This window comes from Stenotrophomonas sp. PE591, from assembly GCF_018320795.1.
Classification (GTDB): domain Bacteria; phylum Pseudomonadota; class Gammaproteobacteria; order Xanthomonadales; family Xanthomonadaceae; genus Stenotrophomonas; species Stenotrophomonas maltophilia.
Window position 1 is genome coordinate 43,394 of record NZ_JAAOKO010000004.1, and the last position, 14,197, is coordinate 57,590.

Sequence of the window (14,197 nt, forward strand, 5' to 3'; positions counted from 1 at the left end):
TTCGGGGTCAGCGCTTGGCTTGCGCGCCCGGCGTTTCGTCGCGATTGAGGAACGCACCGACCAGGCCGTCCTGGTGGTCTTCCAGCCAGCGCGCCATGGCGATCTCTTCCTGCAGGATCTGGCCACAGACCGCGGCGATGTCCGGCGCTGCGGCACGCTCGGCAGCAATCACCAGCGCCCGGTAGGTGGCGATCTCGGTGTTTTCGAAGCCGAACGAGAGCCCCACGCTCTTGACCACCTCGTCTTCCATCAGGCTTGTGCCGGCCGCGTGGAGAGCCGCAGTCATGCTGGCGAACAGTCCCTTGGCGGTCGGCACGCTTCCTCCAAGCGCTTCAATGCACTGGCGCAGGGAGGCGGCCTGCCCCTGCGTTTCCTGGACGTGCTGGGCGATCCGTGCAGCGAGGTGGGGATAGTTCTGGATCCGCGAAGCCATGGCCTTCATCATGGTCTCCGCCTCCTGCTCCATGGCGTAGGCGTCCTGCAGCCACTTCAACAGGCGCTCGCTTCGGGCGTTGTTCTGGTCTGCCATTTCGATCTCCGGTGCGGGGCGACATGCCTCCGGAGACCATGGTGGAGCGCCTGCAATCACCGCCCTGTCGGCCGGTGTGAGCCGTTGAAGGTGGGCGCTGCACGCAGTGGTGATGCGGCGATAACATCCGCAGCCCTGTGTTGCACCCAGGGGGCGCTCTCAGGTCGCCAGTGCGCTGGATACGCCCACGCCGGCTGCAGGTCGCTGGCGCCCGGCGTTCGAGGCGCACGCGCCGCCCGCCGCCATCACGGCCTGCATTACCCGATGTTGAGCACGATGCCCGCCACCATCCACGCCCACGACATAGACGAAGCGCCCATCGAACTTGGCCTGTGCGCCTTCCATGGCGTCGTCGGCCAGCAGTGCTCGCTTCAGCGACTTCATCCAGGCCCGTTCAGGCGCCCGGTCCAGCTCCACGACGATGGCGGCACCGCCGCAGTCGAGCGGCATGCACTCGACACGCAGTACGCCTGGAGCGACAGAATCGGTTCCGGATAGCGGCATGACAGAATCTCCGATGCGGGGGACGGCGGCAGTATCCACAGCGCGTGCCAAGACGCCGTCAACGAAATCCAGGGCACCTTCCACACCTCCTCCACCCGGTTGGCGGCGCGCTCGGGGGGAGGCTTCGCGCCGGGCTGACAATGCACACGCATGGCGTTGATGCAGCACAGCACAGACTGCAGTTCCCAGGACAACACAGGCGTGCACGTATGCAATCCGGAATGAGCCAGCGCAGATGCAACCTGCTGCTGGTGGAAGACCAGCTCGACCTGGCTGCGCTGATGGAACAGGCGCTGGAGGACGCAGGCGACCAGGTGACGCATGCCTACAGCGTGTTCGATGCGCTGGGGCTGCTGGACAACCAGCGATTCGACGGCGCCGTGCTCGATGTCGAGCTTCGCGACGGCGTGGTCTTTCCGGTGGCTGATCGCCTGACGGAACTCGGCATTCCGTTCCTGTTCGTATCCGCGGTCTATGACCAGTTGGTGCCGCAGCGTCACCGTCGCGCCGCTTTCGTGGCCAAACCGTTCCACGTCGGCGAGTTGCAGGAGACGGTTCGGCGCGTCATGGGGGATGTCTGCGTGCAACCGCCGGCGCATTGATTGCCATGGGGTGGTCACCCCAGGTGCGGGGCCACCACCAGGCTCAGCTGGCGCAGCGCGCCGCCACGGGAGAGCCCATCCCAGTTGCTGCGCGCCACGCTGCGGATCTCGGAGTCATCGACCCACAGCAGCCGCATTGACCAGTAGGGAAAGAATCGGCCGGAAACCCTGCCCCGGCCCAGCTCGATCAGCTCGCAATGGCTGCGGGCACTGAGGATGCGGCTGTACACCACGTTGATGCTGTCTTCCGGTCCCTCGATCTACTGGAGGAAACGGAGCCCGTCGTAAAGAAGCACACCCGTAACGCCGGCTTCGAAGTTGAAGCGGGCGGCGGCCCTGGCGAGGTCATCCACATGGTCCATGGAAAGCCCCGATGTCGCCTCACTTGCGTAGGCGACTGCACGGAGGGGCACGTTCGTTCCTTCTGACGCAGGAGATTTCCTGCTCGTCCATCATCGCTTCGCGGAGGTAGGCAGGGATGAGGGCCTTCGTGGCCTGCCCTGTCCCAACGCCCTCCTCAACCGCACGCTCCGATAACACGGGGCGCTTGCGTGACGGTGTGGCTGACCCTCAGGTGATCAGGGCCGATGCTTCCGCGCCGGAGCGCTCGCCACCCAGCGCCGCCAGATAAGCGGAGAATCCGCCTGTAGCGCGCCCCTGCAGGCGCGCACTTGTCATCACCACGGGAGCGCCGGCCCAGCGCACCACCGCACCGCAGCGTTGCAGCGCTCTGACAAGCGCCACGTCTTCACTGCAGTGCAGGGGAGCAAAGCCGCCCACGGCCCGATAGGAACAGGCAGAGACGCCGAGGTTGGCACCGTGGATGCGCCCATGATGGTCGCCCCACTGCTGTCTTGCCTGGAATGCCCTGCGCAGGCGCCGTTCACCCTGGCAGGTCGTCGCTATGTCCACCAGTCCGCAGAAAGCGTCACAACTGCCCTGAACCTGTGCGGCCAGCCACTCGGGAGGCACCTCGCTGTCAGCGTCCGTGCTTGCCAGCCACCTGGCACCCCGCCCCAGCAGTTCAGCAGCGGCTGCGGCCCGGGCGACACCGACGCAGCGTGCATCCAGCTGTACGCTGCCGACCTGGTGTTGGCGGCAGATGGTGCCCGTTGCATCCGTACACGCATCCAGCGCGACCATCACCTCCACTGCTTCGCCGCCGAGGCCCGGGTGAAGAGCCGCCACCCGGATGGATTGCAGGCACCGCGCGATACTGTCCGCCTCGTTGTGGGCGGGTATCAGGACGCCTATCACCGCAGGCCCTCGTTCCGGGCCAATGACAAGGGGCCCCGTGTCCATCCCTGAAGCACGAAGTCCGCATCGCGGTAGTGGAAGGCTTCCTGCAGGCCTTCCCCCAGGCATCGATGCACCACCTCGGTCCGGCTCGCGCGTCCGGCGAACGAGGGCAACCAATGGCAGGCAACCAGCAAGCCGTCATCGCGAAGTGCTTCATCGATGCCACCGCGCAGCTCGCGCAGTGCGCCTGCTCCCAGGTAGTAGCCCATTTCGCCGCAGACGATCAGGTCGAAGCGCCCTGGCGGCCATTGCTCGGGATGGCTGGCGCAATGAACCTGCACGTGCGGCAGATGGGCCAGGTTGCGGCGCGCCTGGAACGCCGCACGTGGGCTGATGTCGGTTGCCAGCAGGCGTTCGCAACGCGCGGCCAGCGCCTCGGTCAGTACGCCGTTGGAACACCCCAGTTCCCAGCCGCGAGCGAACTGGCGCTGGCTGAGGCTTGCCAGCAGCAGCGCACGCTTGCGCTCTTCATACCACCGGCTGCGGTAGCCGAACGGGTCCTCCTGCTCATGCAGGTCATCGAAGTACGGTTGCGCGCTCATGCAAGGAATACCTCGTAGTTTCGGAAGAATCGGGCGAGTACATGTGCGGGCAGCACCGGCGGGCTGTTCAGGCCCACCACGTCGCCGGTCTGCGTACGGAAATGCGCGATCGCGTTTCGCTTTGCGGACGCTACTGCTGAAATGTCGACCAGCTTCGGAACCTCCCACGCCATATGTGCGCAGGCAGGGTCAAGCCAGTGCCATCCCCACACCGGGTACTCCAGCCGGTGGCAACCGACCGCCCGCGCGGCGCGGCAGGCAGCGCGCCCTGCCGCTTCGTGATCGGGGTGACCATCAAACCGCCATGGCGCCAGGACCAGGTCGCGCGGTTGCAGATACTGCTGCAGCCAACCTTCCAGCCCCCGCTCATGCGCGCTGACCGCGCCGTCGGCGATACCCAGGTGGAAGATGGAGCCGACCGGAATACCGAGTTCGCCCAATGCCGCGGCAAGCTCCGCTCGGCGCGCTGATCGCAGGCGTTCGGGCGTCCACCACGGCTCGCCTGGGTAGCATGCTTCGCCGTCGGTCACGGCAACGACACTGACGTCGATACCCTGCCCCGCAGCGTGATGCAGCAGTCCGCCACAACCGAGGATTTCGTCGTCCGGATGCGGCGCGACCACCACCATGCGGTCATGCCCGCTGCAGAGTGCGGTTGCCGATGTGGTCGGTTGCTGCCAGAGCCAATCGCAGTGCAGCCAGGCCCGCTCCTGGGTTCCTTGCCCTTGCAGGGGTGTCCTGGCTACAGCGCCCATGTTGCCTCCTGTGCTGCACGCTGCTCGCCCAGCCATTCCCAATCGCGGTCGGCGTGGCTCTGGCGAAGGAACACGGTCAGGTCCGCGCAGCGCCGGGCATGGGCGTCCTCCAGGCACATCGGGCCCGGGCCCAGCGCCCGACCCGCCAGGTCCAGCACACGCGTTGCCGCGCGCTCAACGACACAGCGCACGCGCACTACATCTTCGCGATGGGCCATTTCGGGCGCGGCGTCGATGTGCGCCGCCAGTTCGCGAAGCAGCGCGGCTGCCGGGCCCAGGGCGAGGTCCACTTCACCCAGCAGCCGCGCGCGATTCCCCTCGGTGCAGGCCGGTCGCATGCGCTCGGCCAATGCGGCCGCTGCACCAAACCAGACCGCTGCGATGCCTGCCCCGCCGTGCCAGAAGCCCGGGCGCTGCAGGTAGTCATCGCGCGTCCCCAGGATCACCATCGGTGCGCCGTCGAATCGCACCGTGGTGGAAGGGATTGCGGCCATGCCCACGGCAGGCCATGGCTCGCCCGCAAGTGTGCGCCAGTGTTCCGTCGCTACCTGGCATAGCCACACACCCTGTGGGTTGCGAACCGTTACCAGTGCCGCATCCACCCATGCGCTGCCGGAACACCAGGGTTTGTCACCGTACAGCCCACCGCCGGCATCGATGCGAACGGTGTTGGCCGGACCCTCTGCAGCCCATACCGCCAGCAACGTGTCTTCAGCAGGGAGGGGCGCCCTCAACTCGGCAGCAATCGCCTGGGCGTCATAGTGGGCCTCCAGTACCTTGGCCAGGCAAAGATCCTCTGCCCCCCAGGCTGCCAGCGCCTGCCAGCGCTGCAGCGTCTGGCCGCCACCGGGCAAAGGCAATGCCGGTTGCTGCACCAGCACCTGGCGTGCGCGATTGAACAGCGAAGAGGATGACGTCACATCCTGCATGGGTGGCAGACCTGCAATGGAGATACGCCATGAACGTAGGCGGCAGGCGGTCACATGTCTGTCTTGATGGCGTGGCGGGCACATGAATGCCCGGTACCGCGATCCTCACGGACCCGTCTGCGTGCGCTGCCTTGCACGCACGCACTGCCGCAGTTCCCAGAGCCATGGCAGCACCACCAGGCCCAGCGCCGGCAGCAGGGTGAGCCACCAGACGTCCGGTGCTGAAGGCTTCACTTCGAGCGACCACCGCGGGTGGGCCTGCCAGCCCACCCAGGCCAGCAGGACCCACGGCGCGGCATCCAGCACGCTGTGCACATGTTGTTCCGCCGGGCTGATGCGTCGACGGCCGTCCGCGCTGACGGTATCGAGATAGCCGGCGACCGCATGTGCGATGACCAGGCCTGCCAGAAGCGCGACCAGCGACAACGTGTTCTCCAGCAGGAGCCAGGCAAGCACGCCGCTGCCGATCAGCAGCAGCTGCACCCCATGCAGCAGGCTTTCGCGCATCCCGGAAGTGTGCGGAAGATCGGTACGCCGGTGAAAATGGAAATCCAGCGATCCGGCAGCCAGCCACAGGGCGTAGACACAGGCGATGACAATCGCGCTCATGGCGGCACGCTCAGGGTGTCAATACGATCTTGCGGCAGTCATCGTCCTTGGCATCAAACATTGCGTAGCCTTGAGCTGCATCGGCCAGGCGCATCCGGTGCGAGATGATGTCACCCGGGTGCAGCTTTCCTTCCATGATTGCGTCGAGCAGTTCCGGCATCAGTCCCTGCACGTGGGTCTGCCCCATCTTGAACGTCAGCCCCTTGTCGAACGCATCACCCAGCAGAAAACCATGGATGAAGCCAGCGTAGACACCCGGGATGCTGACCACGCCGCCGCGGCGTGCTGCCGCGATGCACTGCCGGATCGCCACGCCGCTGCTGCCCTCCAGCTTCACGGCAGTCAATGCTGACTCCAGCGCACTGCCCTCGGCCTCGAAGCCTACCGCCTCGATGCAGGCGTCCACGCCCCGCCCGCTGGTCTGGGCAAGGATGTAGTCCGCCGGGTCTTCGATCTCCTTGAAGTCGATGGGCGTCACACCGTAGGTACGGCGCGCGTAATCCAGACGGTAACGAAGATGGTCGACCATGAAGATGGTCTCTGCGCCCAGCAGGCGGCAGCAGGCCGCGCTCATCAGCCCCACCGGGCCCGCACCGAAGATGGCCACCGTCGAGCCCGCCTTCACCCCTGCGTTCAGCGCAGCCTGGTAGCCGGTGGGGAGAATGTCGGACAGGAACAGCACCTGCTCATCCGCAATGCCTTCCGGAATGCGCAGCGGGCCTACATTCGCCTTCGGTACACGCACGAATTCGGCCTGGCCCCCGGCCACGCCGCCATACAGATGGCTGTAGCCGAACAATGCGGCCGGAGGCAGCATGCCCTTCTGATTCAGCGCGGCGCCCTTGCCGGTATTGGTGGTTTCGCAAGCGGCATACTCGGCCAGGCGGCAATGGAAGCACTCTCCACAGGCGATCACGAAAGGGATCACCACACGATCGCCCGGCTGCACCTGGGTCACGCCGCTGCCGACCTCTTCCACCACGCCCATGAACTCGTGGCCGAGCACATCGCCATCGTGCAGATCCGGAATCTTGCCGCGATACAGGTGCAGGTCCGATCCACAGATGGCGGTGGCGGTTACCCTCAGGATCAGATCATCCTCGGCCGCCAGTACCGGGTCCGGTACGGTCTCGACTCGCACATCCTTGCGGCCGTGATAGGTCAATGCCTGCATCGTGCTTCTCCAGGAGCTGGGGACGCCAGCATCGCAAGGCCGCCATCCCGCTTCGGTGACATCCCGGTGTGCACGGCGTTCATTCTACGGGGTCATGGTGTTAACCCGGCCCGGTGCAGTCTTCGGTCTTTAGCCGCAGGAGCTGCCCATGAACGACAAGCTGCCCTTCAATCCGACGACGGACGTGGACGATCAGTCGAAGGCGCACACGCCGGACAAGCGGCGCAACGATCGAGCCAAGTGGAAGGAGCACGACATGCCCGACGACGGCGATGGCCCCAAGGCCGTACCGGAAGACTACGAACGTCCTGATCCTGACCCGACAGGAAAGCGTTGAGTCCGCCTCACATTCTGGATGCGCCGGATTCACGGGTCATGGCCTGCTACCCGCGCAAGCTTCGCGCACGGCCTCTGGAACAGACTGAACGAGGTGTTGCATGTGGAAACGCAACGGTCTCTCGCTGGTGCTGCTTGTGCTCACGCTTGTGTTCATCGTTGGGCAGGCGGTTGCCGGGCATCACGTGCACAACCAGGAACTGGTCGAGCACGGACGCGCGCCGATCGATCTCTGGCACTACCTCGCGACGGGGCACTTCGTCAGCGCCACGTTCGAGAACTGGGAGAGCGAGTTCCTGCAGATGGGGATGTATGTGCTCCTGACGGTCAGCCTGCGCCAGCGCGGCTCGGCCGAATCGCGGCCGCTGGACCCTGCGCAGGAACAGAATCGCGTCGAGCCGGGGCCCACGCCGTGGCCGGTAAGGCGCGGTGGTCCATGGAAGACGCTCTACGGTCATTCGCTTGCGATCGCGTTCGGGCTGTTGTTCCTGTTCAGCTTTACGCTGCATGCAGTGGGAAGCTGGCGCGCCGAGGAAGCCGAACAGCAGTTGAAGGGATTGCCGCCGCCAGGCTTTGTGGAGCACCTCGCCAGCAGCACATTCTGGTTCGAATCCATGCAGAACTGGCAGAGCGAATTCCTGGCCGTGCTGTCCCTGGTGGTGCTGACGATTTTCCTGCGCCAGAAAGACTCGCCGCAATCCAAGCCGGTTGAGGCCCCACACGCGCAGACAGGTGATTGAGCCATGCGAGCTGATCCATCGACGGCCCTGCTGATCATCGACATGTTCAGCCGATTTGACTTCCCTGGCGCTGAAAAGCTGGCGCCGGCGGCAGAGCGGGCGGCCCGGCAGATCCGGCGCCTGAGGGATCACTTCGACGAACGCGGTTGGCCGGTCATCTACGCCAATGACAATTTCTCGGATTGGAAGCGCGACTTCCGCCAGCAGGTGGAACAGTGCCTGCGCGACGGTGGCCCGGCGGGGCGAATCGCCAGCCTTCTCTCGCCTTTGCTTGGTCACTACTTCGTGCTCAAGCCCAAGCACTCGGCCTTTCTGGCCAGCCCTTTGCCGATTCTGCTGGCCAAACTGGGAGTGCGCCACCTTTGCCTGTGTGGCATGACGGCCGATTCGTGTGTCCTGGCTACAGCGTTGGACGCCAACGCCAGGGAATTCCACGTGGTGTTGGCGTCGGAGGCCGTGGCGGGGATGCCAGCGCAGAAGCGGCGGGCACTGGCGCTGCTTGCTGGTTCGGGCGCAGCGCGGGTCGTGCGGGTTTCTTCGCTTGTCTCTGGCCAGGAGCGGGATGGCACTGACGGCGACTCAGGCCCGGTCGGCTAAACCCTGTACACCTGAATGACCGGCGCAGTGTGCGCAGCAGAAGATCTGGCCGTTTCCTTCAACACCATGCCCGATAACAGCGCAATCGCAGTGTGCGCAGCGCGGTGCGAATGCGTGGATCGCGCATTCGAACGAATCGAACGTGCCGCTGCGCCCGCCCTGCTGGAGGGTGAAGCTCTTGTCGTAGTTGTTGCCGCAGACATCACAGGTGGCCATGGGGCACCTCGTGCTGTGGAAGGAACATGCAGTGTGGACAGCGCGGGTGTCGGTGGCCGTGAATGCACCGTGTCGCGAGGGTGTAGGACGTTCGCGTCGTCACGCGTCGGGCGCGGCCCGTCCTATTCGTCTTTGCCGGGCTCGGCACTGCCACCCCGTGACGCGCCGCCACCACAGGGAAATGCGGTCCGCAGCGCTTCGGCAACCAGTGAAGACGCATCCTGCTGCAATCGCTCGCCGGGCAACTGCCGGAGATGGGAAGACACACGGTCGACCAGCTCATGCGGAAGAATCCTGCCTTGGCCACACCACTGGCCGCGGCTGGCATCGGCAACGCCCTGGATATAGGCGCTGGCGCGAGCGCTGGACAGGTTCCGGCACTGCTCGCCGTCGCAGAACCCATCAGCGCCTTTGCCCTGCAGCAGGGTGATGAGTTCGGCTCCACTGACAAGCCAGGTGCGTGCCGGTTGCGTTGTTCCGGCGAGGGCGGATCCTGCCAGGGCGCAGAGGCCAAGTGCGAGGAGCCGACGCACGAGGCGGCGCGCCTTGGGTTCGTGATGTCCATTCATGTCGGGGTCCTTGGCGCGTTCCTGTGGGGTGCACACAGCGTGGGTCAAAGTCGATCAAGCTGGTTGTGGACAGATGGCTTGTAACAGACAGCGGTTGGCCCGCCAACACCCGGGCGGCATTCCCAGGCTTCGCCGCGATCGGGCGCCGAGCTATCGCGCTGCCGTCGACCCTCTGACCAGGCACCGGCCCGTCATTACGAGTCGGCGTACCGGCAGCTCCGGCGTGCGCAGGCGCTCAAGCAGCAGCGACATCGCGGCCCGCCCCATCTCCTCAACCGGTTGCTCGATCACGGTGATGCCCGGCTCGACCAGCTCGGTCCAGCGTTCGTTGTCGAAGCCGGCCAGTGCCAACGCCTCTGGAATCGCCAGCCCTGCGCCGCGGGTGGCTTTCAATGCTCCCATCAACAGCAGGCTGTTGCTGGTGACCAGTGCTTCGGGGCGGGATGGCGTAGCGAGCCACTGATCGACCGTCGCGATGGCGGCTTCGGCCGTGGGTTCAACCTCACGGTAGTCCGGCTGCAACCCATGCGTGCGCATCGCAGCGAGATAACCATCACGTCGCTCGGCCGCAGTGGTACTGGTGCTGCCGAACAATCCGCCGATACGCCGATAGCCGCGCTCCACCAGATGCTCGACCAGGCCTGCCATCGCTGCCGGATTGTCGAGTACCACGCTGTCGATCGGACCGCCGGGCGCGGCACGGTCCACCAGCACCGTCGGATAGTCCAGCGTGAGCCGCTCGAGCCGGCCCACCGTGGTCCGGGTCGGCGCGAAGATCAGGCCGCTGATGCGCTCTTCGTGCATCAATTGCAGATACAGCGCCTCCCGCTCGGGGTCCTCGTCGGTGTTGCAGAGGGTGACCCGAAGACCTTCGCGATAGGCCACCTCTTCCACGGCGCGGATCAGCGCCGTGAAGAAGGGATTGCGGATATCCGCAACGATCAAGCCGATGATGCCGGTGTGCCGGGAGCGCAGCCGTCTTGCCTGCAGGTTGGGTCGATAGCCGGTCTGGCGGATCGCCAGCTCGACCCTGCCGCGCACGTCCTCGCTGACCGGACCGCCCCCGAGCACCCGTGACACCGTGGATTTGGACACCCCCGCCACGCGTGCGACGTCGTTGATGCTGATGCTCATTGGAAACGTTCCCGGAAACGTACGCTGTTCATGGCCGGATGGCTATTCAGGACAATGCTAACGCCAAAGGACTATTGGATTTTTGTGCAGTGCACATTGAAATGTGCAGTGGGAACGTTCCCAATACGCCCCAGCCATCCCTCCCGGAGCCCGCTTTGTCGCCCCTGACCTCCCCTTCCCCCGTCAGCCGGGAACTGATCCGCCTGGACGCGCGGGCACAGGACAAGACCGATGCCATCGCCCAGGTGGCCCAGATGCTGGTCGCTGCCGGCTGCGTGGCGCCGGGCTACGAGGCCAGCATGGGACGCCGCGAGGCGCTGGCGAACACCTTCCTCGGCCATGGCGTGGCGATCCCGCATGGGCTCGGCGAGGACCGCCACCTGGTGCGTCGCGACGGCATTGCGGTGCTGCAGTTGCCGGAAGGCGTGGAATGGAACCCCGGCCAGGTCACCCGCCTGGTGGTTGGCATTGCCGCCCAGTCCGATACCCACATCACCCTGCTGCGCAGGCTGACCCGCCTGATCCAGGACGAGGCCACGCTGCAGCGGTTGTTCACTACCTCCGATGCAAGCGAAATCGTCAATGCGCTGGCCAGCGATGTCGCAGTCTCTGCCACTCACGTTCCGGTGGCGGACCTGGCCGAGCGTTTCGACTGGACCATTGCTTACCCCAGCGGACTGCACGCGCGCCCGGCCACGCGCTGGGCTGAGACGGCGCGGAGTTTTACGGCCCGGGCCCAGGTGCGCGCGGGCGATCAGGCGGCCGATGCCAAGAGTCTGGTGGCGCTGCTGCAGCTCGGGCTTCGCGAGGGCGATGCCGTGCGTGTTTCTGCCGAAGGTGCCGATGCCCCCGAACTGCTGGCTGCACTACGCAAGACCATGGACGGGCTGGTCGCGCAGGAAAAGGCCGATGCGGAGCGTGCAGCACAGCGAAAGGCGGCGCCGGTCGCGGGCTGGAATCCGCCCGAAGCGCAGGCGGCGATCGTCGGCATCGGCGCCAGCCCCGGGCTGGCCATCGGTCCGCTGCATGCACTGGCCAGCGCGCAGGCCGATGTTGCCGATCGCCCTGCCCCGCTTGGCGAGGGCGGCGCGCGCCTGCAGGATGCACTCAGCCGTACCCGCCAGCAGCTGGCCGCGCTGCAGGACGACACCCAGCGCCGCCTTGGCGCCTCGGATGCGGCGATCTTCAGGGCACAGGCTGCGCTGCTTGACGACACCGACCTGATTACCCGCACCTGCCAGCTGATGGTTGAAGGTCATGGCGTCGCGTGGTCCTGGCACCAGGCCATCGAGCAGATCGCCTCCGGGCTGGCGGCGCTGGGCAATCCGGTGCTGGCCGGGCGCGCTGCCGACCTGCGCGATGTGGGTCGGCGCGTACTGGCGCAGCTTGACCCCTCTGCGGCCGGTGGCGGCCTGGCAGATCTACCGGCGCAACCGTGCATCCTGCTTGCCGCCGACCTGTCGCCCTCGGATACCGCCAACCTTGACACCACCCGCGTGCTCGGCCTCGCCACCGCACAGGGCGGCCCCACGTCGCACACTGCGATCCTCTCGCGCACGCTCGGCCTGCCGGCGCTGGTTGCCGGTGGCGCCGAACTGCTGGCGATCCAGGCCGGCCGCGAAGCGATCATCGACGGCAGCAGCGGGCGGCTCTACCTGTCCCCTTCCGAGGCCGATCTTGCTTCGGCACGCGCCTGGATCGCTGAGCAGCAGCAGATCCGCGCGCGTGAAGCCGCTCAACGCGCACTGCCGGCGCAGACCACCGATGACCATCGCATCGACATCGGCGCCAACGTGAACCTGCCGGAGCAGGTGCCATTGGCGCTGGAACAGGGCGCGGAAGGGGTCGGCCTGATGCGCACCGAATTTCTGTTCCTCGAACGCGGCAGCACGCCCAGCGAGGACGAGCAGTACGCAACCTACATGGCGATGGCCAGAGCGCTGGACGGTCGTCCGCTGATCGTGCGCGCGCTCGACATCGGCGGCGACAAGCAGGTCGCCCACCTGGAGCTGCCACACGAGGAAAACCCGTTCCTCGGCGTACGTGGCGCGCGCCTGCTGCTGCGCCGCCCGGATCTTCTGGAACCGCAGCTGCGTGCGCTGTATCGCGCAGCCAGGGACGGTGCACACCTGTCCATCATGTTCCCGATGATCACCTCGGTGCCTGAGCTGGTCGCTCTGCGTGCCATCTGCGAGCGCCTGCGCGCCGAACTGGAGGCACCCGACGTGCCGATCGGCATCATGATCGAAGTCCCGGCCGCGGCCGCCCAGAGCGATGTGCTGGCGCGCCACGCCGACTTCTTCTCGATCGGCACCAACGACCTGACCCAGTACGTGCTGGCGATCGATCGTCAGAACCCGGAGCTGGCCGCAGAGGCCGACAGCCTGCACCCGGCCGTGCTGCGCGCGATCCGCACCACGGTGGACGGCGCACGCACGCAGGGGCGCTGGGTGGGTGTCTGCGGCGGCCTGGCCGGCGATCCGTTCGGCGCAATGCTGCTGGCAGGGCTGGGCGTGGACGAACTGTCGATGACCCCGAACGACATCCCGGCCGTGAAAGCACGCCTGCGTGGCAGCGCGCTGGCCGATCTGCGAACGCTGGCTGCGACGGCGCTGGACTGCGAAACCGCCGAGCAGGTGCGTGCCCTCGACGGAGCCCGCGCATGAACGCCCGCGCCGTCACCGTTACCTTGAACCCGGCGATCGACCAGACCGTGCGGCTGGCCAGCCTGCGGCCGGGCCATGTGCACCGCGCCCGCAGCAGCCGCGACGATGCGGGTGGCAAGGGCATCAACGTGGCCGCCTGCCTGGCCGACTGGGGCGTGCCGACCACCGCGCTGGGCGTGCTCGGTGGCGGCAACGACGGTGTGTTCGGCGCGCTCTTCTCCACGCGCGGCATCGTGGATGGTTGCCTGCGTATCCCCGGCAGCACCCGCACCAACATCAAGCTGGTTGACGAGGACAACGGCGAAACCACCGACATCAACCTGCCCGGCCTGGCCCTCGACGATACCGCTCTGGACGCAGTGTCGCGCAGGCTTGGCGCCTTGCTGCTGCCGGGCCTTCCGGTGGTGCTGTCCGGCAGCCTGCCGTCTGGACTGCCGTCCGATGCATGGGCGCGACTGCAGGCGCAGGCCGCCGCCGCCGGTGCGCGCGTGATGCTGGACACCAGCGGCGACGCACTTGTGGCTGCATTGAGTGACACCGCCGGTGCACTGCCCTACGCGGTCAAGCCCAACCGCCAGGAGCTGGAGGCCTGGACCGGCACCCCGCTGCCGGACCGCAGCGCCCTGCGCGTCGCTGGCCAGGCCTTGGTCGAGCGTGGCGTTGCGCTCGTAGCGATCTCCATGGGCACCGACGGCGCGCTGTTCATTGATCGCAGCGGCGCCCTGGTCGCACGACCGCCGCGACTGGCCCAGGGCAGCACGGTCGGTGCGGGCGACGCGATGGTGGCCGGCATCGCTGCCGCCTTGCTGGAGCCGTCCATCGATCTGGACGGCTGCGCGCGGCTGGCGACCGCGTTCTCGATGAGCCGGCTGCAAAGCGGTGACGCACGACGGCTGGACCCGGCGCAGGTACGCGGTTGGACCGGCGATGTACTGATCGAGCGGTTGGATTGACCCCCCTGCCGGGAGCACGGCGGCGGCTTCGGGCTGACCGCAG

17 protein-coding genes and 1 pseudogene are annotated in these 14,197 nt (G+C 66.7%); 6 read left to right on the forward strand and 12 right to left on the reverse strand.

All coding sequences use genetic code 11. The features are described 5' to 3' along the window. Positions 1-7 precede the first annotated feature (7 nt). Entirely contained in the window at positions 8-529 is a 522-nt protein-coding gene (locus tag JLDANKMP_RS12155) for a ferritin-like domain-containing protein (RefSeq protein ID WP_005409697.1), read from the reverse strand. Positions 530-688: 159 nt separating this feature from the next. Further along, complete coding sequence (locus tag JLDANKMP_RS12160) at positions 689-1,117, reverse strand: hypothetical protein (protein ID WP_242899910.1); 429 nt, start codon at positions 1,115-1,117, stop codon at positions 689-691. A gap of 125 nt (positions 1,118-1,242) precedes the next feature. On the opposite strand from JLDANKMP_RS12160, the gene JLDANKMP_RS12165 reads away from it, so the two are divergent. Beyond that, positions 1,243-1,635, forward strand: a complete 393-nt coding sequence (locus JLDANKMP_RS12165) for a response regulator (RefSeq protein WP_005409699.1) — start codon at positions 1,243-1,245, stop codon at positions 1,633-1,635. Between the two features lie 14 nt (positions 1,636-1,649). Here JLDANKMP_RS12165 and JLDANKMP_RS22455 read toward each other — a convergent pair. From JLDANKMP_RS22455 to JLDANKMP_RS12200, 7 genes and pseudogenes are all read right to left on the reverse strand, one after another. Then, positions 1,650-2,048: pseudogene (locus JLDANKMP_RS22455) on the reverse strand (BLUF domain-containing protein). Between the two features lie 157 nt (positions 2,049-2,205). After that, positions 2,206-2,892 carry a glycosyltransferase gene (locus JLDANKMP_RS12175; RefSeq protein ID WP_212561221.1) on the reverse strand — a complete coding sequence of 229 codons (687 nt, stop codon included), beginning with the start codon at positions 2,890-2,892 and terminating at the stop codon, positions 2,206-2,208. Continuing rightward, complete coding sequence (locus JLDANKMP_RS12180) at positions 2,889-3,476, reverse strand: SAM-dependent methyltransferase (protein WP_005413477.1); 588 nt, start codon at positions 3,474-3,476, stop codon at positions 2,889-2,891. Before JLDANKMP_RS12180 ends, JLDANKMP_RS12175 begins: the two co-directional genes overlap by 4 nt. Further along, entirely contained in the window at positions 3,473-4,231 is a 759-nt protein-coding gene (locus JLDANKMP_RS12185) for a PIG-L family deacetylase (protein ID WP_212561222.1), read from the reverse strand. Before JLDANKMP_RS12185 ends, JLDANKMP_RS12180 begins: the two co-directional genes overlap by 4 nt. Continuing rightward, a complete protein-coding gene (locus tag JLDANKMP_RS12190) occupies positions 4,219-5,160 on the reverse strand; it encodes an acyl-CoA dehydrogenase (RefSeq protein ID WP_212561223.1) in 942 nt (313 codons plus the stop codon). Before JLDANKMP_RS12190 ends, JLDANKMP_RS12185 begins: the two co-directional genes overlap by 13 nt. A 105-nt stretch (positions 5,161-5,265) precedes the next feature. After that, positions 5,266-5,769 carry a hypothetical protein gene (locus tag JLDANKMP_RS12195; RefSeq protein WP_212561224.1) on the reverse strand — a complete coding sequence of 168 codons (504 nt, stop codon included), beginning with the start codon at positions 5,767-5,769 and terminating at the stop codon, positions 5,266-5,268. A gap of 10 nt (positions 5,770-5,779) precedes the next feature. After that, entirely contained in the window at positions 5,780-6,943 is a 1,164-nt protein-coding gene (locus tag JLDANKMP_RS12200) for a zinc-dependent alcohol dehydrogenase (protein ID WP_005409706.1), read from the reverse strand. A gap of 148 nt (positions 6,944-7,091) precedes the next feature. On the opposite strand from JLDANKMP_RS12200, the gene JLDANKMP_RS12205 reads away from it, so the two are divergent. The 3 genes from JLDANKMP_RS12205 (at position 7,092) to JLDANKMP_RS12215 (ending at position 8,616) form a co-directional block, all read left to right on the forward strand. Beyond that, entirely contained in the window at positions 7,092-7,280 is a 189-nt protein-coding gene (locus JLDANKMP_RS12205; protein WP_005409707.1) for a hypothetical protein, read from the forward strand. A gap of 100 nt (positions 7,281-7,380) precedes the next feature. Continuing rightward, on the forward strand, positions 7,381-8,019 hold the full coding sequence (locus JLDANKMP_RS12210) for a DUF6766 family protein (RefSeq protein ID WP_005413480.1): 639 nt from the start codon (positions 7,381-7,383) through the stop codon (positions 8,017-8,019). A 3-nt stretch (positions 8,020-8,022) separates the two neighbouring features. After that, positions 8,023-8,616: a cysteine hydrolase gene (locus JLDANKMP_RS12215; RefSeq protein WP_212561225.1), complete on the forward strand. Its 594-nt coding sequence runs from the start codon at positions 8,023-8,025 to the stop codon at positions 8,614-8,616. On the opposite strand, the gene JLDANKMP_RS12220 is transcribed toward JLDANKMP_RS12215, so the two are convergent. The 3 genes from JLDANKMP_RS12220 to JLDANKMP_RS12230 all read right to left on the reverse strand — a co-directional run bounded on the left by JLDANKMP_RS12220 (position 8,599) and on the right by JLDANKMP_RS12230 (position 10,535). Continuing rightward, on the reverse strand, positions 8,599-8,832 hold the full coding sequence (locus JLDANKMP_RS12220) for a hypothetical protein (RefSeq protein WP_005409710.1): 234 nt from the start codon (positions 8,830-8,832) through the stop codon (positions 8,599-8,601). The genes JLDANKMP_RS12215 and JLDANKMP_RS12220 overlap by 18 nt on opposite strands. Positions 8,833-8,954: 122 nt before the next feature. After that, positions 8,955-9,401, reverse strand: coding sequence for a Rap1a/Tai family immunity protein (locus tag JLDANKMP_RS12225; RefSeq protein WP_249336901.1), 447 nt, complete (start codon positions 9,399-9,401; stop codon positions 8,955-8,957). Between the two features lie 150 nt (positions 9,402-9,551). Further along, positions 9,552-10,535 carry a LacI family DNA-binding transcriptional regulator gene (locus JLDANKMP_RS12230; RefSeq protein WP_212561226.1) on the reverse strand — a complete coding sequence of 328 codons (984 nt, stop codon included), beginning with the start codon at positions 10,533-10,535 and terminating at the stop codon, positions 9,552-9,554. Between the two features lie 101 nt (positions 10,536-10,636). Here JLDANKMP_RS12230 and ptsP point away from each other — a divergent pair, with 101 nt between their 5' ends. Then, positions 10,637-13,201 (forward strand): phosphoenolpyruvate--protein phosphotransferase, encoded by a 2,565-nt coding sequence (gene ptsP, locus JLDANKMP_RS12235; protein ID WP_212561227.1) that lies wholly within the window; start codon positions 10,637-10,639, stop codon positions 13,199-13,201. Beyond that, a complete protein-coding gene (locus tag JLDANKMP_RS12240; RefSeq protein ID WP_212561228.1) occupies positions 13,198-14,154 on the forward strand; it encodes a 1-phosphofructokinase family hexose kinase in 957 nt (318 codons plus the stop codon). The genes ptsP and JLDANKMP_RS12240 overlap by 4 nt, the downstream gene beginning before the upstream one ends. The last annotated feature ends 43 nt before the right edge of the window (positions 14,155-14,197 follow it).

Bases quoted from the DNA above. Each gene is read 5' to 3' on its own strand.
- JLDANKMP_RS12155 (WP_005409697.1), bottom strand. From the start codon at position 529: ATGGCAGACCAGAACAACGCCCGAAGCGAGCGCCTGTTGAAGTGGCTG.
- JLDANKMP_RS12165 (WP_005409699.1), top strand. From the start codon at position 1,243: ATGCAATCCGGAATGAGCCAGCGCAGATGCAACCTGCTGCTGGTGGAA.
- JLDANKMP_RS12180 (WP_005413477.1), bottom strand. From the start codon at position 3,476: ATGAGCGCGCAACCGTACTTCGATGACCTGCATGAGCAGGAGGACCCG.
- JLDANKMP_RS12185 (WP_212561222.1), bottom strand. From the start codon at position 4,231: ATGGGCGCTGTAGCCAGGACACCCCTGCAAGGGCAAGGAACCCAGGAG.
- JLDANKMP_RS12190 (WP_212561223.1), bottom strand. From the start codon at position 5,160: ATGCAGGATGTGACGTCATCCTCTTCGCTGTTCAATCGCGCACGCCAG.
- JLDANKMP_RS12195 (WP_212561224.1), bottom strand. From the start codon at position 5,769: ATGAGCGCGATTGTCATCGCCTGTGTCTACGCCCTGTGGCTGGCTGCC.
- JLDANKMP_RS12200 (WP_005409706.1), bottom strand. From the start codon at position 6,943: ATGCAGGCATTGACCTATCACGGCCGCAAGGATGTGCGAGTCGAGACC.
- JLDANKMP_RS12205 (WP_005409707.1), top strand. From the start codon at position 7,092: ATGAACGACAAGCTGCCCTTCAATCCGACGACGGACGTGGACGATCAG.
- JLDANKMP_RS12210 (WP_005413480.1), top strand. From the start codon at position 7,381: ATGTGGAAACGCAACGGTCTCTCGCTGGTGCTGCTTGTGCTCACGCTT.
- JLDANKMP_RS12215 (WP_212561225.1), top strand. From the start codon at position 8,023: ATGCGAGCTGATCCATCGACGGCCCTGCTGATCATCGACATGTTCAGC.
- JLDANKMP_RS12220 (WP_005409710.1), bottom strand. From the start codon at position 8,832: ATGGCCACCTGTGATGTCTGCGGCAACAACTACGACAAGAGCTTCACC.
- JLDANKMP_RS12225 (WP_249336901.1), bottom strand. From the start codon at position 9,401: ATGAATGGACATCACGAACCCAAGGCGCGCCGCCTCGTGCGTCGGCTC.
- JLDANKMP_RS12230 (WP_212561226.1), bottom strand. From the start codon at position 10,535: ATGAGCATCAGCATCAACGACGTCGCACGCGTGGCGGGGGTGTCCAAA.
- ptsP (WP_212561227.1), top strand. From the start codon at position 10,637: ATGTGCAGTGGGAACGTTCCCAATACGCCCCAGCCATCCCTCCCGGAG.
- JLDANKMP_RS12240 (WP_212561228.1), top strand. From the start codon at position 13,198: ATGAACGCCCGCGCCGTCACCGTTACCTTGAACCCGGCGATCGACCAG.